The following is a 19,831-nucleotide window of genomic DNA, read 5'->3' as shown; positions in this document are numbered from 1 at the left end:
TTTTATGGTATTGCTTGAGCTGGCTATTTTCCCGAACGACAAGGGCACGAGTCTGAGCCCTTATGTCGCACGTTGCATGGACATCATCGACAAGAGCGGTCTGACCTACCAGTTTTCCGCGATGAGCACCACCATCGAGGGAGATTGGGACGATGTCATGAAAGTCGTCGGCGACTGCTTCAAGGCACTGGCCAAGGATTGCGACCGTATCAGTGTCATGACTCGCGTGGATTACCGTGCCGGCAGCGAATCCCGTCTGAAAAGCAAGGTACAATCCGTGGAAGAAAAACTGGGGCGAGATCTCGTCAAGAAAAAATAACGGCTTTCCGCGCATGAAAAAAGCATGGCATTCGCCATGCTTTTTTTGTCGGTTTCCCGTACGCTAGCCGACCTTTTTCTTGCCGGTTTCCACGATCTTGAGCGCACTGGCGATAAGCCCGCTCATATCGCTCAAATTGGTCGGCACGATGATAGAATTGCCGGTTTTTGCCAGCTTCTCGAACGCGGCGACATACTGTTCCGCCACTTTCATGCTGACTGCATCGCTGCCACCCTCGGCAGCGATGGCCTGTCCGACCTTGCGCAAAGCTTCGGCATTGGCTTCGGCGATTGCGATGATGGCTGCCGCTTCCCCTTCGGCACGGTTGATCGCCGCCTGCTTTTCACCCTCGGAACGTGCGATTTCCGCTTCACGCTGACCATCGGCCAGATTGATCTGTTCCTGCTTGCGGCCTTCCGACGCGGCGATCAGTGCACGTTTTTCGCGTTCGGCGGTGATCTGTGCCTGCATGGCCTGCAATATCTCGGCAGGTGGTGTCAGATCCTTGATTTCATAGCGCAAGACCTTGACGCCCCAGTTCTGGGCGGATTCATCCACTGCACTGACGACACAAGTATTGATGTATTCACGTTCCTCGAAAGTCTTGTCCAGCTCCATGCGTCCGATCACGGAACGCAGCGTCGTTTGCGCCAGCTGGGTAATGGCGGCGATATAGTTGGACGATCCGTAGGAAGCACGCATGGCATCCGTGATCTGGAAATACAAAATGCCATCCACCTGAAGCTGGGTATTGTCCTTTGTGATGCAGATTTGTGAAGGCACGTCCAGCGGAATTTCTTTCAGGCTGTGCTTGTAGGCTACGCGATCAATGAACGGAACGACCAGATTGAGCCCGGGCCCCAGCGTACTGTGGTATTTACCCAGCCTTTCGACTACCCATGCATGCTGTTGCGGCACGACATTGACTGACTTGATCACGAATACCACGATCACCAGCAGAAAAACCGCCACAAGAAACATCGAATCCAAATTCTTTCCCTTTCCTTGAAACCGTTGAGAATATCCGCACCGCTTATGCCGGCCGATTTTCGACCAGCAGGGTCGCGCCACGAATTTCGCGAATGATGAAAACGCCGGCTGTTGGAGTACCGGATGGCAAAAGTTCCACATCCCAGAACGCACCGCGATACTGAACGCGCGAACGGCAAACGCCATCGGAAGCTTTGTCCCACTGTGCGATATCGATGGACTGGCCGATATCGAGATGAACCGACGGATTGCGTTGCGCTTCCGGCCTGTGTTTTCTGAATACTTTGCTGTGACGCAAAATGACGGTTACGATACCGCCGGTCGCACCTGCCACGACACATTGCATGTAAAACGACAGATCTGTCATGGCCGCCAGCGCACCGGCACCACAACCGATGGCGATCATCAGCAGATAAAACGTTCCGGTAAAAATTTCCGCCGCGATCAGTATACCGGCGGCGATCAGCCAAACAGTCCAGCCTGTCATGCGTTCCTTTCAGAGGATTGCCAGCCTGCCGCAAGACATGCCGTCCTGTTTGCGGACAGCATATCCTGCTCACGATACCGGCCGATTGCCGGAGATACCGGCATCAGCACCCCTTGGTCTGGCTTTCCGCCAGCATTTTCCATGTCGCGACCACCGAATCGGGATTGAGCGACATGGAATCGATCCCCTGCTTCATCAGCCAGCGTGCGAAGTCGAGGTGATCCGACGGCCCCTGCCCGCAAATGCCGACATATTTGCCCTGGCTGTTGCAAGCGGCGATCGCCCTGGAGATGAGCGACAGAACGGCCGGATCGCGTTCATCGAAATCGGCCATCAGCAATTCCAGACCGGAATCACGATCCAGTCCCAGTGTCAGCTGTGTCAAGTCGTTGGAACCGATCGAGAAGCCGTCGAACATTTCCAGGAACTCGTCTGCCAGAATCGCGTTGGAAGGCACTTCGCACATCATGATGATACGCAAGCCGTTCTCGCCACGCCGCAAACCGTTGACCGCCAGCAGATCAATGACGGAGCGCGCCTGCTTGAGCGTACGCACGAAAGGCACCATGATTTCGACATTGGTGAGTCCCATCTCGTTGCGCACTTTTTTCATCGCTTCGCATTCCATATGGAAGGCTTCGGAGAACGACGGTGCGATATAACGCGAAGCACCACGGAAACCCATCATCGGGTTTTCTTCTTCCGGTTCATAGCGCGTACCGCCCATCAGGGTACGATATTCATTGGATTTGAAGTCCGACAGTCTGACGATGACCGGTTTCGGCCAGAATGCCGCAGCGATGGTGGCGACGCCTTCGGCCAGTTTCTGGACATAATAGGTACGTGGGGATGCATACCCTCTGGAAACGGATTCGATACCCTTCTTGAGATCCGGATCAACATTCGGATACGCGAGAATGGCATTGGGATGGACGCTGATTTCATTGATGATGAATTCCAGACGCGCCAGACCGACACCGCCATTGGGAATGGCCTGCAACTTGAACGCCATCTGCGGATTGCCGACGTTCATGGCAAGCTTGACTGGCAACACCGGCAAGGCACCATAGGTAATGCGGGATTCCTCCATTTCCAGCATGCCATCGTAGATGCATCCGTCTTCACCCTCGGCACACGATACGGTAACCATCTGCCCGTCCTTGAGCACTTCCGTTGCATTGCCGCATCCGACGACGGCAGGCACACCGATTTCACGCGCCACAATCGCGGCATGACAGGTACGCCCGCCACGGTTGGTGACGATCGCCGCCGATTTGCGCATGACCGGTTCCCAGTTCGGGTCGGTCATATCCGCCACCAGCACGTCGCCTTCCTGCACCTTGTCCATTTCGGATGGATCTTTCACGATACGGACACGACCGATACCGATTTTTTGTCCGATCGCGCGCCCTGTCGCCAGCAATGCACCATTTTCCTTGAGTTTGAATACCTGTACCGACTCGCCGGTTTTCTGTGAATTGACGGTCTCGGGACGTGCCTGAAGGATATAGAGCTTGCCATCGATACCGTCTTTGCCCCATTCGATATCCATGGGCCGACCATAATGGTTTTCAATGGTAACGGCGAATTTCGCCAGTTCGATCACCTCGGCATCGCTGATCGAGAAACGGCGCCGTTTCTCATCCGGAACCTCAACGGTTTTGACGGGTTCGGCAGCGGCAGGATCGTCGGAATAGACCATTTCGATCAGTTTGGAGCCGATCGAACGCCGAATGATCGGCATCTTGCCTTTGGCAAGCATCGGTTTGTGGACATAAAATTCGTCCGGATTGACCGCACCTTGCACAACCGTTTCACCCAGACCGTAGCTGGATGTGATGAACACGACATCCTTGAATCCCGATTCGGTATCCAGTGTGAACATGACGCCGGACGCGCCCCGGTCGGAGCGCACCATCCGCTGGATACCTGCGGAGAGCGCCACATCGGCGTGCCTGAAACCGCGCTGCTGTCGGTAGGAAATCGCACGGTCGTTATACAGGGAAGCGAACACTTCCTTGACGGCACGCAGGACATTGTCCTCACCGACAATATTGAGGAAGGTTTCCTGCTGGCCTGCAAAAGAGGCATCCTGAAGGTCTTCCGCCGTAGCCGATGAGCGGACCGCTACAGACAGCGTACCATTCATGTTTCCCGCCATCTTACGGTAATGCGACAGGATTTCACGTTCCAGCCGCGGCTGGAACGGTGTTTCGACAATCCACTGGCGAATTTGTGCTCCTGCCTCGGACAGCGCTCGAACATCATTGATATCAACGCCGGCCAGACGGTTTTCGATCCGTTTCGCCAGCGTTTCGCCGCCATCAGCACTGTATGCCAGAAAATCGCGATATGCCTGTGAAGTCGTGGCAAACCCGCCCGGTACCCGGACGCCTTTTTCCTGCAACTGGCTGATCATTTCGCCCAGAGACGCATTTTTTCCGCCTACCGCAGGAACATCTTTCATTCTCAGGTCTGCAAAGGGAATGACATAGACAGCCTGCTCGTTGCTTGCTGGTGATGCTGCTTCCGACATAGTGATCTCCTCGCGAAGGGGGAATGCGTACCGAATGAACATGGCATGACATCCCGAAAAATATGGATTCATCTTTTATTGTACCGCCAGAGAGACTGTGTTTTTCAAAAATAATCCTTACAATAAAAGAAATTGTTCCTTACCAGATTCTCTCATGACAGACCTTATGACGACACAACAGGAAATTCCGCCGCGTACCGTTTTCATCGTTTCGGACGGTACCGGCATTACGGCAGAAGCAATCGCCAGATCGGTGCTTTCCCAGTTCAACCTGTCCTCGTCCAGGGTCCATATCCCGTTTGTGGATACGGTGGAAAAAGCCGTCAGGGCACGCCAGCAAATCGAAAACGAGTATTTGCAGACCGGACAGCTGCCTATCGTATTCTCGACGCTGGTCATTCCGGAACTGGTCATGATCATCAGGGAAGCCAAGGCCTTGCATCTTGATGTGATCCAGACCTTTGTGGAACCGCTGAAACGTGAACTGGGTATCGCGCCGAAACGGGAAATCGGCCTGAGCCACCAGAACATGGAAAGCCAGGAATACAAGGATCGTATCGAAGCCATCAATTTCACACTGGCACATGACGACGGCCAGTCCAATCGCAATCTGGATGAGGCCGATGTCATTCTGGTCGGCGTTTCACGAAGCGGCAAAACACCGACCAGCCTGTATCTCGCCATGCAATACGGTCTGAAAGTGGCGAATTATCCCCTGATTCCGGAAGATTTCGAACGGGGGCAACTGCCGGCTTCATTGATGCCCTACAAACACAAGCTGTTCGGACTGACTATCCAGCCTGAACGGCTGGCCGAGGTCCGGAACGAGAGACGACCGAACAGCAAGTATGCCTCATTGCAGAACTGCCGCTATGAGGTCACTGAAGCGGAAGCGATGATGAATCTGGAAAAAATTCCCTATCTGTCATCGACTTCCAAATCCATCGAGGAAATCTCGACAGCGATTTTGAGCGATATGCGCACAAGCTCGGGCCAGCGACCGTAACCAGATACGGCTAACGGTACAATTCCAGTTCGAAAGACGCAGCATACGGCAATCCGATGCCAAGCCCGGATGCCGTACGGCGGTTCAGGCCGAGCACACGGTCGTCGAAACCATAGCCACGATCACGCAAATTGCGCTGGTGTTGCGAATCGTGATAACGCAACAACCGGCTTTTCCATTGTGCCTGCCGATCGTCGAACGCGAGATAAAAGTCTTTTTTCATTTCGACGGTTTTGACGTCGCTGTTCATCATCATGGCAACCGGCCACTCGACGGAAGCGGCAATGGTTTTCATCATGGCATACATGGCACGATGCGCACGGTTGGTATCGTTGCCGTGCGGCATGAACAGCATATCCGGACGAATTTCCCGAACCAGTTCTTCCAGCACCTTCCGGTTTTCTGCAGTATCGGCAACCTGATCGTCATCCGCGTTGGCCAGCGCGAGAAAACGGTAGTGTTCTTTCGGCAAGCCGAAAAAACGGAAGCTGCCGGTCTGTTCCATCACTCTCAAACGCGTCCGGTCGACTTGTGTCATACCAGCCCCATAAACCTTGTCGATACCACTGCCTGTTTCCGCCACCAGCACATGCAAATCATGTCCCTGGTCGGCCAGATAACGCAGGGTCACACCGATCGCATCGAAATCATCCGGATGTGGCGCCGTTACCAGCAGGTTCAGCTTGCCTGGCCATCTGACGCTTCTGAGGTCAACCGGACGAATACCATCCAGCAAAAAATCCAGATTCATGTTTTGTTCTCCCAATACCATTATCGATTTTACGGATATATTGCCTTCATGTCCGATGTATAAACACACCCGAAAAACCGTTTATATCGTCACCGGTGCGCTCTGTTCCCATTCAGGTCTTGTCATACCACAGGTCCAGTATTTTTCTGACCGGCGCATAACTCTTGCGATGTACCGGCGAAACACCGTATTGTTTCAGCCGCTCCAGATGAAATGCTGTCGGATATCCCTTGTGCCGGTTAAAACCATATTCCGGATACTGTTCATGCAAATCCAGCATGACGGCATCCCTGGCTGTTTTCGCAAGAATGGAAGCTGCCGAAATGGCAGGAACCCTGTCATCACCACGGACGATGGCAGTAGCAGGAATCGCCAGTCCCTGCGGACAACGATTGCCATCGATCAATGCCTGTTCGGGCAAAACGGTCAACCCCTCGATCGCCCGTTTCATCGCCAGCATGGATGCCTGCAGGATATTCAGCGTGTCGATTTCCTCGACGGAACATTGCGCAATCGCCCAGGCCAGTGACTTTTCCCGGATTTCGCGTGACAATTCATCACGCCGCCTTTCCGAGAGTTTTTTCGAATCGCGCAGGCCATCGACAGGACGATCCGGATCGAGTATGACGGCAGCGGCAAAAACCGGCCCGGCAATCGGTCCTCGTCCTGCTTCATCGACACCACACACACGCCTGCTGGCCGATACAAGGTTTTCGTCAAACGGCAAGGATAACGAGACGGCACAAGCGGACGATCTGTCAGCCATTTTCTTTCATCACATCCAGAATGGCTTGAGCACTCGTCTGCGCCGTGTTGCGCAACAGCGAATAGTGCATGGCGACAAAGCGCTCCTGAAGACTGCGACGATTGTTCTCGTCGGTCAACTGGAACCACAAGGCATCGGCAAGCGACTTTCCTGTTGCATCGTTTTGCAACAGTTCCGGCACGATCATTTCGCCTGCCAGAATATTGGGCAATCCGACCGGCGGCTTGACGATATGGCGCGCGATTTCCCATGTGGCACGCATCAGTTTATAGGCAATCACCATGGGTTTCTTGAACAGCGCGACTTCCAGTGTTGCAGTTCCTGAAGCTACGAGCACGGCATCGGATGCCGAGATGGCGGTATGTGATTGCCCTTTCACGACTTTCAATGGTAATTCATCGAGATGTGTGCTTTTCATCAAACGCGTGAAATAAGCGAGCTGTTCATCTCCTGCCATGGGGATGATGAACTGGATGTCAGGATCGCGTTGCAAAAGGATTTTCGCTGCTTCGACAAACGGCACACTGTGATACTTGAGCTCCGACATCCGGCTGCCCGGCAAAATGGCGATGACGGGTTTATCTGCCGCCAGTCCGAGACTGTCCCGTGCAGCATGCGTGTCGGAACGCATCGGGATACGTTCGGCCAGCGGATGGCCGACGCAAGTAACCGGGATACCCGCTTTCTGGTAAAGGACTTCTTCAAACGGAAACAGAACCAGTATACGGTTGACCGCCTCGGCAATTTTTTTGATACGGCCGCTCCGCCATGCCCAGATCGACGGACTGACGAAATGTACTGTGCGGATACCGGCCTTTTTCAGCGAGACTTCCAGATCGAGATTGAATTCCGGCGCATCGATACCGACAAAAACATCCGGTTTTTCGGCCAGCAAATGATCACGCAAATGATTGCGGATACCACGGATCTCCCGGTAATGCGTCAGTACCTCGAAAAGTCCGTTGACGGCCAGTTTTTCCATCGGCCAGTTGCTGACGAAATCGTAGCGCGCCATTCGTGGACCGCCAATACCGTGCATCAGTGTGTCCGGCAGCTGTGGACGCAATGCTGACAAAAGCGTTTCACCGAGCATGTCACCCGATGTTTCTCCGGCAACCATGGCTATCGTTCTCATTCGCCGGCTCCTTTCAGGGACGGAACATGACCTTTCATGGCCCGCCTACCGCAACAGGCCTCTTTGCGCGCTTTCGATAAAGGCATGCATCTGGCGGATATAGTCGGCGGATGCCGGCGCGCCCTGTGCCTCTTCCAGCAGTTTCCGTTTGGCATCGTCCAGAGACAAGCCTGAACGGTAAACCGTCTTGTAGGCACGCCGGATATCCGCGATCTGTTCAGGCGTGAACCCACGGCGGCGAAGACCTTCGGAATTGATGCCGTATGTCGCGGCAGGCGTGCCGGATACCATCAGAAACGGAGCGATATCCTGCGAAATATGCGAGCCGAATCCTGTCATGGCATGCGCACCAACACGACAGAACTGGTGAATCAGTGTAAAACCGCCAAGAATGACCCAGTCGCCGATATGGACATGTCCTGCCAGCTGTGCACTGTTGGCGAAAATGGTATTGTTTCCGACCTGACAATCATGCGCGAGATGAACATAGGCCATGATCCAGTTGTCGTTGCCCAGACGGGTGACACCCTCGTCCTGAACCGTTCCCAGATTGAAAGTGCAGAATTCGCGAATGGTATTGCGATCACCGATTTCCAGTTTCGTCTGTTCCCCGGCATATTTTTTGTCCTGTGGCATCCCGCCCAGCGATGCAAACTGGAAAATACGGTTGTCCTCGCCGATAGTGGTATGTCCTTCGATAACGACATGTGGTCCTACCTGTGTGCGGGCACCGATTCTGACATCGGGACCGATAACGGAATAGGCTCCCACTTCAACGGAACTGTCCAGTTCCGCCTTCGGGTCGATGATTGCAGTAGGATGAATAGCCATCAGGATTCCGCTTTCTGAGCCACCACGCCACCACGGATGGCACACATGAGTTCTGCTTCGACAGCCAACTGGCCATCCACCAGACCACGGGTTCTGAATTTCCACATACCACGGGAACTGCGAATCAGTTCAGCTTCCATAACGAGCTGGTCTCCCGGTTCGACAGGCCGTTTGAAACGTGCGCTATCAATTGTCGCAAAATAGACCAGCGCGTCCTTGTCCAGCTTGCTCGCATACGACATGAATGCAAAGATGGCGGCAGTCTGTGCCAGCGCCTCGATGATCAGGACACCCGGCATGACCGGATGATTCGGAAAGTGACCGTTGAAGAATTCTTCATTGGCCGTTACATTCTTGATCGCCGTGATTTTCTTGCCGGCTTCCCAGTCCAGCACACGATCGACCAGCAACATGGGATAACGATGTGGCAACAACTCCCTGATCTGATGAATATTCAAGCTCTTCATTTTTCTGTTTTGGTCATTGATTGGATGGTTTTCTCAAGTTCGCGGATTTTATCTCGCATGGATCCCAGTTTACGGGTCAGCACAGCCGTCTTTTCCCATTCAGCATGTTTTGCAAGCGGATAGAAGCCTGAATAAACACCGGCTTCCTTGACGGAACTCTGCACGACACTGGCTGCGGTGATATGCACCCTGTCTGCAATTGTCAGATGCCCACCGATCATGGCGGCACCACCTACGGTACAATTTTTGCCGAATATGGCACTGCCGGCGACGCCGACACATCCAGCCATCGCCGAATTTTCGCCGATATGGCAGTTGTGCCCGATCTGTATCTGGTTGTCGAGCTTGACGCCGTTCTCGATAATCGTATCGGACAATGCGCCACGATCCACTGTCGTATTGGCACCGATCTGGACATCGTTGCCGATCACGACGCGACCGGTTTGCGGAATCTTGATCCAGACGCCATCCTCATTGGCGAAGCCGAAACCTTCACAACCGATCACGGCGCCTGGCCGCAAGACACCTCTTTCACCGATTTCACAACCGTACATAAATACGACACGTGGGAAAAAGTGGCAACCTGCGCCGACCTTCGCATGTTTTCCGATAAAACAGCCAGCCTCGATCAAACAGTTTTCGCCGATTTCGGCACCTGCCTCGATCGTGACGAACGGGCCGATCGTCGCACTGGGCGCCACTTTAGCCGAGGGATCGATTACAGCACTCGGATGAATACCTGGCGCTGGAGGAACCGCCTTGAGGCTGACGAAAAGCTGTGCGGCTTTCGCGAAATAGGCATAGGGATTTTTTGCTACGATCCTCGCCCCGCCGAACAAATCGCCGACCAGCTGGTTGTCCTTGGGGGAAATGATCAGCGCAGCGGCCTTGCTGCGACTGACTTCATTGCGCAAGCGCGGATTGGTCAAAAACGTGATATGGTCTGCATCGGCATTGTCCAGCGGTGCGAATCCGACTACCGGAACACGGCCGTCACCGATCAGTTGACCGCCGAAGCGGTCAACCAGTTCTTCAAGAGTAATCGCCATTCTGGTTTGTCTGGGTATTACTGGTTAAGCGCTTTCAGTACCTGGTCGGTAATGTCGACGCGAGGAGAAATATAAACCGCATCCTGAACGATCAGGTCATATTTTCCTTCCTTGGCGATACGGTTGATTTCCTTGTTGACGCGATCGAATACCTTGGCGATTTCCTCGTTGCGACGCTGCATGAAGTCTTCACGGAATGCACGTTGCTTGCGCTGGAAATCCTGGCTCAGATCGGCCAGTTCACGCTGGCGTTTGATGCGCTGCGATTCGGAAAGAACCGCCATATCCTTGTCGAGTTTTTCACCCATGGATTTCAGACGTGCCTGCGTATCGCGCAATTCCTGGTTACGTTTGGAAAAATCGTTTTCCAGTTTCTTTTCGGCAGCCTTGGCCGGTGCCGATTCGCTCATGATCCGGTCAGGATTGATATAACCGACCCTGTATTCCTGTGCATTGGCCAACCCGAAAGCACCCAGACACAATGCCAGAACGACCGCCTGTTTGGCGGACAAGAATGATTTAGCCAGATTTTTCAAGTTACTTCTCCAAAAAAAGAATCAACATTGCGATTATGCCACCAATTCCTTAAAAACCGGTACCCAGCTGGAACTGGAACGCTTCCTTGCGATCGCCATCCTTGGCATTGAGCGGAATACCGTAGCTGAGTTTGAGCGGACCCAGCGGTGAAACCCAGCTGACGCCGAAACCGGCTGAATATCTCAGATCACCGAAATCGAACTGGTCTTCATCCGAGAAAACATTACCACCATCGAGGAAGGTGAACCAGCGCAAGGTTCTGTCGCCCCCCATCCCTGGCATCGGGAACTGGAGTTCGATATTGCCGACAACACGCTTGGCACCGCCGAGATATTCGCGGTCACCTTCCCAGTCGCGTTCCACCGGACCCAGTGATGAGCTTTCGTAGCCACGAACCGTTCCCATACCGCCGGCATAGAAGTTCTTGAACACCGGATAAGGTTTGCCTCCCAAGCCCTTACCATAGTCGATCATACCGTTCAGGGCCAACGTACCGCCCGAAAACATCGGGAAAAAGTACTGATGCTGGTAGGAAGCCTTGTAATACTTCATATCGCCCATCGGAGATACTTCCAAATTGGCTTTCTGGTAACGCCCCTTGGTCGGTACCAGCGAACTGTCCCTGCTATCCCGCGCCCAGGCAACCGTAAACGGAATACCATAAGCTGTGGCATCCTGGCCATCACCGAAGTCCCTCACGAAATCCTTGTACCGCTGCGGGCTATCCCAGTAAGTTTCCAGCGAGTTCCTTTCGATCCCAACACCGAAGAATACCCTGTCCACCTCAGTGAACGGCACACCGAACTTGACGTTGGCACCCAGCGTTTCCACCTTGTAATCGCTGTCATTGATCAATGGCGGCCGGATGGTACGGTAAAACAGTTCATAACGACGGCTGATGCCGTCATCCGTAAAATACGGCGTGTTCTGCGTGATGGCGATCGTCCGGTAACGTTTGCTGGTGTTGATATTCAGAGCCACGTCATTACCGGTACCTGCAAAATTCTGCTGTTCGATGGACCCGGACAAAAGCAGCTTGTCTTCCTGCGAGAAACCGGCCCCCAGCATCAGGTTCCCTGTCGGCTTTTCGGTAACCTTCAGGTTGACATCGACCTGATCCACGGTTCCCGGCACTTCGGGCGTTTCGACCGTCACTTCCGTAAAGAACCCGAGACGGTCGACACGGTCACGGGATATCTTGATGTTCTTGCCATCATACCAAGAACCTTCCATCTGCCGGAATTCACGCCGGATGACTTCGTCGCGTGTTTTGGTATTGCCGGCAATATTGATTTGCCGCACATAAACCCGTTTGCCAGGATCGATGAAAATCGTAAAAGCGACTTCCTTGTTTTCACGGTCGATATCCGGCTGCGGGTTGACGTTGGCGAATGCATACCCGAAATTTCCCAGATATTCCGAAATTTTCTTGGAACTGGCCGTCAGTTTTTCGCCAGAATACACTTCGCCTTTTTGCAATTCGATCAGCGAACGGATTTCTTCCTCGCGTCCGAACAATTCACCTTCCAGATGAATGTCGGATACCGTGAATTTTTCGCCTTCCTTGATATTGAGGGTAATGTAGATATCTTTTCTGTCGCTTGTGATCGCCACCTGTGTGGATTCGATCTGCATTTCGATATAGCCGTTATTCTGGTAAAACGACTTCAATGCTTCCATGTCGCCAGTCAGTTTTTCCTTGGAATACTGGTCGGCACGTGTATACCATGTGAACCATCCGGGTGTACGCAGTTTGATCTGCTCCATGAGCTCCTTGTCGGAGTAGGCCTTGTTCCCGACGAACTTGATTTCCTTGATTCGTGACGCCTGGCCTTCGTCCACCGTAAAATTGATTGCGACACGGTTTCTCTCTACAGGCGTAACCGTCGTCGTGATCTTGATGTCATACAGACCACGCGACATATACTGGCGCTTCAATTCCTGCTCTGCCCGGTCAAGCAAGGCACGATCATAAATACGCGCTTCGCCGAGGCCGACATCTTTCATCGACTTGACCAGCATGTCCTTGTCGAATTCTTTCGTTCCCGTAAATTCGACACTGGCGATCGCCGGCCGTTCCTCGACGATCACAACCAGAATGTCGCCTTCCGCATCGATCCTGACGTCCTTGAAAAATCCGGTCGCATACAGGGAGCGAATTGCCGTAACGGCCTTTTCATCGTTGAACGTGTCGCCGACACGCACCGGCAGATAATTGAACACGGTACCTGCTTCCGTACGCTGGATACCCTCCACGCGAATGTCTTTCACCGTAAACGGTTCAATTGCCAATGCATGACCGGCGTACAAAAGCGCGCTGAATGCTGCCAGCACTGGCAAGCGAAACGGTAAACGACGATGAAATAATTTCATGAAACCCATTTAAAGACACTTACAGAAACCGGCAATCCTTCCTGGCACCATTCAGAAAAAAAGACGCACGACGTCGTTGAACACAGCAACCAGCAACAGGATCCCGAGAATACCGATGCCGATTTTGTAACCGATATCGGCCACTTTCTCCGGAATGGAACCACCGGAGACAATTTCCACAGCATAATACAGCAAAAGACCGCCATCCAACACTGGTATCGGCAGCAAATTCATCACCCCGATACTGATACTGATAAAAACAATGAAATGCAGATACCGGATCAGGCCAGCTCGTGCTGTCTGCCCTGCATAATCGGCGATGGCAATCGGACCGGTAATATTCTTCAGCGATACATCACCGGTAATCATCTTGCCGATCATTTTTACCGTAATGACCGAAGTCTCCCAGGTTTTGTAAGCACCTTCCAGAAAAGCGACGGGAATACTGTAACGCAAAACAGTCATCTCCGGCATGACGGAAATACCTGCATCGATTTTTCCGACCAGATTGTCCTTTTCCGGGCGAGCTTGCGGTATCAGTGTAATTTCGTACGGCTTTCCGTCACGCAATACCTCCAATGCCAGTGTCTGTCCCGGTGAAGACCGGATACAGTTCACGAGAGCCAGCGAATCCAGTATCGGTTTGCCATTGACGGCCAAAACCCTGTCACCTGTTTGCAGACCTGCTTTTTGCGCCACCCCCTGCTTGCTGACAGGACCGATAACCGCAGGAGGACGTTCTACTGACAAACCCAGCTTGCCGATAAAATCCTTGTCCACATCGTCGATAGATACATGATGCGTCGGAATAATCGCGGTTGAGGTTGAAGAACCGGCAGCATCGTCTCCAGCGTCTCCAGGAAGCCGATAGGTCAACGAAACCGCCGGACGCTCTTCCATCAGGACTTCGGTCAGTTTCCAGCGCACTTCCTGCCAGTTGTGGATCGGCACTCCGTCAATCGCTATGATCGTTTCACCGCCACGCAATCCGGCCTGGTACGCCACGGTATTTTCCGGCACTTCACGCAATCTCGCCACCGGTTCCGGCATACCATATATATACAAACCCGTCAGCACAAAAACAGCCAAGACGAAATTGGCCAGCGGGCCTGCCGCGATAATGGCCATACGCCGCCATACGCTCTGGCTTGTGAACTCCCGTTTCCTGTCTTCGGGCGAAACCGCATCCAGATCGTCTGCACGCGCGTCCAGCAATTTGACATAGCCGCCCAGCGGCAACAAGGAAATCGCCCATTCAGTCTGGTCAGGACCGAAACGGCGACTGTACAAAATTTTGCCCATTCCCAGTGAAAAACGCAAAACTTTCACATTGCACAGCCGTGCCATCCAGTAATGGCCCAATTCATGAATCACGATCAGTACCGACAAGGCCAGGACAAATGCCAGTAATGTTTGAATGAATATCATTGCAAAATCAGATTCGTGGCGACCGTTCGGGCTGCGCGGTCATGCATTAACACGCTGTCGATTCCCGTAATCGAACTTTCCGTTGTCACCTTGTCCAGAACACGTGCAACCACGTCGTCGATACGTCGGAAACTGATACGCTGTTCCAGAAAAGCCTGAACGGCGACTTCATTTGCTGCATTCAGGATCGCCGGTGTCGCGCCACCGGTTCTGAGTGCATCATACGCCAGTTTGAGACATGGAAAACGTGCAAAATCAGGTGACTCGAACTGCAATGTCCCGATTTGCGCCAGATCAAGCGGTTTCACACCGGAAAACATTCTGTCCGGATAAGCCAGCGCATGCGCGATAGGAATTCGCATATCCGGATTGCCCAGCTGTGCGATGACTGATCCATCCACATAGGACACCATGGAATGAATAACGCTTTGCGGATGAATCACGACATCAATTCTGCCGGCCGGGATCCCGAACAGCCAGTGCGCTTCGATCACTTCCAGCCCCTTGTTCATCATTGTAGCCGAATCGACCGATATTTTACGGCCCATGATCCAGCGTGGATGGGCAATCGCCTGCTCTGGCGTCACACTGTCGAGCGTATCGACCGGACGGTGCAGAAAAGGGCCGCCGGATGCCGTCAGCACGATTTTGGATACCCCATGCTCATGGGGAGAGCGCTTGTAGCGTGATGGCAAGCACTGGAAAATGGCATTGTGCTCGCTGTCTATCGGCAGGAGCGTGGCTCCGCTGGCCAGAACCGCATCGATAAACAGCTGCCCTGACATGACCAGCGCTTCCTTGTTGGCCAGCATGACTTTCTTGCCGGTACGTGCGGCCGCCAAAGCCGGCGCCAGACCGGCCGCGCCGACAATCGCCGCCATGACTGCATCGCAATGGTCTGATGCGGCGACATCACACAATGCTTTTTCGCCATAGGCCACTTCCGTCCGGATACCTTTTGCACGCAAATTCCGTTCAAGCACCGCAGCGTCCGCCGCATTGCCAACCACTGCGATTTCCGGCAAAAAACGTTCGCATTGCCGAAGCAATGCGTCCACACGCCGGTTGGCCGTCAGTGCATAAACGGTATACTGTTCGGGATGCCGGGCCAGAACATCCAGTGTGGATACGCCGATAGACCCGGTGGAACCCAGCACGGTAATACGTTGCGGAACCGCTGCCATGATTTTACAACCACATCCCCAATAAAAGCGCCAGCGGTAGTACGGGAATCAGCGAATCAATCCGATCCAGCACCCCGCCATGCCCCGGCAACAACTGACTGCTGTCCTTCATACCGGCACGCCGTTTCAGTTTGGATTCGAGCAGATCGCCCAGAATACTCAAGGCGACCAACGCAACCAGACCGCAAATCATGGCGATCCAGCCGTATTTCTCGAAAATTCTTGCGGCCAGTGTCGTCTGCCATGTCGTGAAACACAACACGCAGGAAGCGACCAGCAATACGGCGACAACTCCACCGATCACACCTTCCCATGTCTTTCCTGGAGAAATGGATGGTGCGAGCTTGTGCTTGCCGAAAGCGCGCCCTGCAAAATAGGCTCCGATATCAGCCAGCCAGACGATTTTCAACACCGACAACAACAATAATGCCGACTGGTTATACAACATATAAACCGCAAGGAAACTGCCCAGAATGGAGACCCAGTACAGGAACTGGTAAAGACGCCCTGATATGCTACCTTGTACCGGCAACTCCCGAAACAGGGACGGTATGAGATAAAGTATCCAGATAACGACCGATACGATTGCGAACCAGATGCAAATCTCTTCCGTCAGCCACAGCGACAATCCGGCAAAAACGAGACCCGCCAGAACAGCAACGACAACCGGACTGCGGTTGCCGAACAATCTGGCGTTTTCCCAGGAAGCTGCACAAAAAAAGGCCAGCAGAAAGAGTTTGAACAGCCACTCGTTCTGTGACCACAGAATCAGAAACAGGACGGCGGCAAGACAGACGGCCGTATATATGCGTTTTTTCAGCATCGGCTTACACCAGTTGTTCGCTTGTTTTTCCGAATCGTCTTTCTCTTGTCTGGAATGAAACGATCGCTTTTTCCAGCTCGCTGTCGTCGAAATCGGGCCAGTAAGTATCTGTAAAGTATAACTCGGTATAGGCCAATTGCCAGAGCAGAAAATTTGATATCCGTTTTTCGCCGCCTGTCCGGATAAACAGGTCCGGATCCGGTGCATACGACAATGCCAGCGACGATGCCAGCCGTTCCGTCGTCATTTCTTCTGCACCGATACCATTTCGAATGAGATGACGTGCCGCCTGCAGGATATCCCACTGCCCACCGTAATTGGCGCAAACCGTCAGGGTCAGTGCCGAATTGTCTGCCGTCTTCTTCTGTGCACGAACGATCGCATCCTGCAGTTCAGGTGCGAAACGACTGGTATCACCGACCACTTTCAACCGGATACGGTTGGCATGCAATCTGTCCGTTTCCTTTTCCAGCGTCGCCATGAACAGATTCATCAGAAAACCGACTTCCTCGCTGGGCCTGTTCCAGTTTTCCGAACTGAAGGCGAATACCGTCAGATATTCGATTCCACGCGCCAGACACCCCTCGATCGTACGCCTGATCGCCTCAACCCCCCTGGCATGTCCCGCAATCCGTGGCAAAAAACGTTTTTTCGCCCAGCGGCCATTACCATCCATCACGATGGCGATATGGCGCGGCATCACTCTCTTGTCAGACATGACGAAACCGTCAAACCGTCATGACTTCTTTTTCTTTTTCAATCAACAGCTTGTCGATCTGCTGCACAAATTTGTCAGTCAGTTTCTGGATATCGTCCTGTGCACGACGTTCATCGTCCTCGGAGCATTCCTTTTCCTTGACCATCTTTTTCAGCGATTCATTGGCATCACGACGGATATTGCGGACAGCAACCTTGGCATCTTCGCCTTCCGTCTTGACCAGTTTGACCATTTCCTTGCGCCGTTCTTCCGTCAGCGGTGGCGTTGGTACACGGATGATATCGCCGACAGACGAAGGATTGAGCCCCAAATCGGAGTCACGGATCGCTTTTTCGATCACATTGACCATCTTCTTTTCCCATGGCTGGACGGAAATGGTCCGTGCATCGATCAGCGTCACGTTGGCCACCTGGTTGATCTGTGTCGGCGTGCCGTAATAATCGACCTGGATATGGTCGAGAATGCCGGTATGCGCCCGTCCGGTACGGACTTTTGCCAGGTCGGCTTTCAGCGATTCCACCGACTTGTTCATTTTCTGTTCGGCATTTTTCTTGATATCGGCAATACTCATGAGTCATCCTCTTGCAAAATAAACGGTAAAAAGAGAACAGGCACCGGCATTATAGCGTTTCCATCTCAAAGATGGACCAGTGTCCCCTCATCCTCGCCCAGCAACACCCGTTTCAGCGCTCCGTGCTTGAGAATCGAGAAAATCTTGATCGGCAACTTCTGGTCACGACATAACGCAAAGGCCGCTGCATCCATCACTTCGAGATGTTTTTCAATCGCCTCATCGAACGTGATATGCGAATAACGCGTCGCCGAGGCATCCTTCATGGGATCTGCACTGTATACGCCATCCACCTTGGTGGCCTTCAGTACGATTTCCGCTCCCATTTCAGCACCACGCAGCGCCGCTGCCGTATCCGTGGTGAAAAAAGGATTGCCGGTACCGGCTGCAAAAACGACGACCTTGCCTTCTTCCAGATATTGAAGCGCCTTCGGTCTGACATAGGATTCAACTACCTGATCAATACCGATGGCGGACATGACACGAGCCGTCAGACCATTTTGTTCCATTGCGTCGGCCAGTGCCAGCGAATTGATCACCGTCGCCAGCATCCCCATATAATCGGCCGTCGCCCGGTCCATTCCCTTGGCACCCGGTGCGACACCACGGAAAATATTGCCGCCACCGATGACAATCGCCATTTCCACGCCGAGATTGACGGCATCGACCACATCCCCGACCATCTGTTCGATCGAAGCACGATTGATACCGAACTGATCTTCTCCCATGAGTGCTTCGCCCGACAATTTCAGAAGAACCCGCTTGTATAGTGGACTGGTCATAACCGATTTCCTTTTCCTACCGCCTTAACACAATGAAAAATGCAAATCCCTAGCAAAACGGGCCTTTCGGCCCGTTTGCAAAAATCACGCCTTGGCTGCAGCCATCTGTGCGGCCACTTCCGCTGCGAAATCATCCGACTTCTTCTCAAGCCCTTCACCCACGACATAAAGGGTATAAGACTTGATCGTCGTATTCTTTTCTTTCAGCATCTGGCCGACCGATTGCTTGTCGTTCTTGACGAACGGCTGGTTCAGCAATGAAACTTCCTTGAGGAATTTCTGAACAGAACCTTCGACACGACGCGCCACAATGTCGGCTGGCTGCGCTTTCTTGCCTTCGGCCACTGCCTTGGCGGCATCTTCATCCGCTTTCTGCTTGGCGATCGTACGTTCCCGTTCGATCAGTGCCGGATCGACCTGTTCGGCCGAGAGGGCTGCCGGCTTCATGGCGGCGATATGCATCGCTACATCCTTGCCGACCTGTTCGTCCGGACCATCGTATTCGACGATCACGCCGATACGTGAACCATGCAGATACGAAGCGATCTTCACATCGCTCTGATGACGTGCGAAACGGCGGATGGACATGTTTTCACCGATACGACCGACCAAATCAGTACGTTCCTGTTCAACCGTCTTGCCGTTCAGCGGCAATGCGGACAACGCTGCGACATCGGCAGGATTGTTTTCCGCAACCAACTTGGCGCAGGAATTGGCCAGCGCGATGAAGTCATCGTTTTTCGTCACGAAATCGGTTTCGCAATTGACTTCGGCGATAGCTGCCGTATTGCCGTCGACATGAATCGCGATAACACCTTCTGCCGCGATACGGCTGGAAGCTTTCGAAGCCTTGTTGCCCAGTTTGACACGCAGAATATCTTCCGCTTTCTGCATGTCACCGTTTGCCTCGGTCAATGCCTTTTTGCATTCCATCATCGGGGCATCGGTTTTTGCTCGCAGCTGACCCACCATAGCTGCTGTAATGACTGCCATACTGTTCTCCTCACAGAGGGGGCAATAGCCCCCGTTTGACTGAATGTTCCAGCCGGTTTTCCGGCTTTTGCCGGAAAACCGGTAC

At 53.2% G+C, this 19,831-nt stretch carries 20 protein-coding genes; 2 read left to right on the top strand and 18 right to left on the bottom strand.

Annotated features, from left to right (window positions below):
• The first annotated feature begins 4 nt into the window (after positions 1-4).
• A complete protein-coding gene (locus tag NAI64_RS08370; RefSeq protein WP_269299552.1) occupies positions 5-319 on the top strand; it encodes an MTH1187 family thiamine-binding protein in 315 nt (104 codons plus the stop codon).
• A gap of 63 nt (positions 320-382) precedes the next feature.
• On the opposite strand, the gene NAI64_RS08365 is transcribed toward NAI64_RS08370, so the two are convergent.
• From NAI64_RS08365 to ppsA, 3 genes are all read right to left on the bottom strand, one after another.
• The gene (locus NAI64_RS08365; protein ID WP_269299597.1) at positions 383-1,300 is read right to left on the bottom strand and encodes an SPFH domain-containing protein; all 918 of its coding nucleotides are present in this window, start codon (positions 1,298-1,300) and stop codon (positions 383-385) included.
• A gap of 52 nt (positions 1,301-1,352) precedes the next feature.
• Positions 1,353-1,796, bottom strand: a complete 444-nt coding sequence (locus NAI64_RS08360) for an NfeD family protein (protein WP_269299551.1) — start codon at positions 1,794-1,796, stop codon at positions 1,353-1,355.
• Between the two features lie 103 nt (positions 1,797-1,899).
• Positions 1,900-4,332, bottom strand: coding sequence for a phosphoenolpyruvate synthase (gene ppsA / locus NAI64_RS08355; protein ID WP_269299549.1), 2,433 nt, complete (start codon positions 4,330-4,332; stop codon positions 1,900-1,902).
• A gap of 154 nt (positions 4,333-4,486) precedes the next feature.
• On the opposite strand from ppsA, the gene ppsR reads away from it, so the two are divergent.
• Positions 4,487-5,338 carry a posphoenolpyruvate synthetase regulatory kinase/phosphorylase PpsR gene (ppsR, locus tag NAI64_RS08350; protein ID WP_269299547.1) on the top strand — a complete coding sequence of 284 codons (852 nt, stop codon included), beginning with the start codon at positions 4,487-4,489 and terminating at the stop codon, positions 5,336-5,338.
• 10 nt (positions 5,339-5,348) lie between these two features.
• Here the strand turns inward: ppsR and NAI64_RS08345 are convergent, their stop codons facing one another.
• The 15 genes from NAI64_RS08345 to tsf all read right to left on the bottom strand — a co-directional run bounded on the left by NAI64_RS08345 (position 5,349) and on the right by tsf (position 19,746).
• Positions 5,349-6,089, bottom strand: coding sequence for a PIG-L deacetylase family protein (locus NAI64_RS08345; protein WP_269299545.1), 741 nt, complete (start codon positions 6,087-6,089; stop codon positions 5,349-5,351).
• A gap of 112 nt (positions 6,090-6,201) precedes the next feature.
• Positions 6,202-6,855, bottom strand: coding sequence for a ribonuclease HII (rnhB, locus tag NAI64_RS08340; RefSeq protein ID WP_269299544.1), 654 nt, complete (start codon positions 6,853-6,855; stop codon positions 6,202-6,204).
• Entirely contained in the window at positions 6,848-7,990 is a 1,143-nt protein-coding gene (gene lpxB / locus NAI64_RS08335; RefSeq protein ID WP_269299542.1) for a lipid-A-disaccharide synthase, read from the bottom strand. The genes rnhB and lpxB overlap by 8 nt, the downstream gene beginning before the upstream one ends.
• Before the next feature lie 45 nt (positions 7,991-8,035).
• Positions 8,036-8,821, bottom strand: coding sequence for an acyl-ACP--UDP-N-acetylglucosamine O-acyltransferase (gene lpxA / locus NAI64_RS08330; protein ID WP_269299540.1), 786 nt, complete (start codon positions 8,819-8,821; stop codon positions 8,036-8,038).
• Positions 8,821-9,288, bottom strand: coding sequence for a 3-hydroxyacyl-ACP dehydratase FabZ (fabZ, locus tag NAI64_RS08325; protein WP_269299538.1), 468 nt, complete (start codon positions 9,286-9,288; stop codon positions 8,821-8,823). Before fabZ ends, lpxA begins: the two co-directional genes overlap by 1 nt.
• A complete protein-coding gene (lpxD, locus tag NAI64_RS08320) occupies positions 9,285-10,337 on the bottom strand; it encodes a UDP-3-O-(3-hydroxymyristoyl)glucosamine N-acyltransferase (protein ID WP_269299536.1) in 1,053 nt (350 codons plus the stop codon). Before lpxD ends, fabZ begins: the two co-directional genes overlap by 4 nt.
• Positions 10,338-10,354: 17 nt before the next feature.
• The gene (locus NAI64_RS08315) at positions 10,355-10,873 is read right to left on the bottom strand and encodes an OmpH family outer membrane protein (RefSeq protein WP_407946926.1); all 519 of its coding nucleotides are present in this window, start codon (positions 10,871-10,873) and stop codon (positions 10,355-10,357) included.
• A 49-nt stretch (positions 10,874-10,922) separates the two neighbouring features.
• Positions 10,923-13,247: an outer membrane protein assembly factor BamA gene (gene bamA / locus NAI64_RS08310; RefSeq protein ID WP_269299534.1), complete on the bottom strand. Its 2,325-nt coding sequence runs from the start codon at positions 13,245-13,247 to the stop codon at positions 10,923-10,925.
• Positions 13,248-13,298: 51 nt separating this feature from the next.
• Positions 13,299-14,675: an RIP metalloprotease RseP gene (rseP, locus tag NAI64_RS08305; RefSeq protein WP_269299532.1), complete on the bottom strand. Its 1,377-nt coding sequence runs from the start codon at positions 14,673-14,675 to the stop codon at positions 13,299-13,301.
• On the bottom strand, positions 14,672-15,859 hold the full coding sequence (ispC, locus tag NAI64_RS08300) for a 1-deoxy-D-xylulose-5-phosphate reductoisomerase (RefSeq protein WP_269299530.1): 1,188 nt from the start codon (positions 15,857-15,859) through the stop codon (positions 14,672-14,674). The genes rseP and ispC overlap by 4 nt, the downstream gene beginning before the upstream one ends.
• 4 nt (positions 15,860-15,863) lie before the next feature.
• Entirely contained in the window at positions 15,864-16,682 is an 819-nt protein-coding gene (locus NAI64_RS08295; protein ID WP_269299529.1) for a phosphatidate cytidylyltransferase, read from the bottom strand.
• Positions 16,683-16,686: 4 nt separating this feature from the next.
• Positions 16,687-17,400 carry a polyprenyl diphosphate synthase gene (gene uppS, locus NAI64_RS08290; protein ID WP_269299528.1) on the bottom strand — a complete coding sequence of 238 codons (714 nt, stop codon included), beginning with the start codon at positions 17,398-17,400 and terminating at the stop codon, positions 16,687-16,689.
• 10 nt (positions 17,401-17,410) lie between these two features.
• Positions 17,411-17,971: a ribosome recycling factor gene (gene frr, locus NAI64_RS08285; RefSeq protein ID WP_269299525.1), complete on the bottom strand. Its 561-nt coding sequence runs from the start codon at positions 17,969-17,971 to the stop codon at positions 17,411-17,413.
• 65 nt (positions 17,972-18,036) lie between these two features.
• Positions 18,037-18,753, bottom strand: coding sequence for a UMP kinase (gene pyrH, locus NAI64_RS08280; protein WP_269299523.1), 717 nt, complete (start codon positions 18,751-18,753; stop codon positions 18,037-18,039).
• An 84-nt stretch (positions 18,754-18,837) separates the two neighbouring features.
• The gene (gene tsf, locus NAI64_RS08275) at positions 18,838-19,746 is read right to left on the bottom strand and encodes a translation elongation factor Ts (RefSeq protein ID WP_269299522.1); all 909 of its coding nucleotides are present in this window, start codon (positions 19,744-19,746) and stop codon (positions 18,838-18,840) included.
• Positions 19,747-19,831: the final 85 nt, after the last annotated feature.

Origin of the sequence: Oxalobacter paeniformigenes, from assembly GCF_027158465.1 — a bacterium.
Classification (GTDB): domain Bacteria; phylum Pseudomonadota; class Gammaproteobacteria; order Burkholderiales; family Burkholderiaceae_D; genus Oxalobacter; species Oxalobacter paeniformigenes.
Note: the sequence above shows the minus strand (reverse complement) of the source record. Positions and strands in the feature narration are given on the sequence as shown.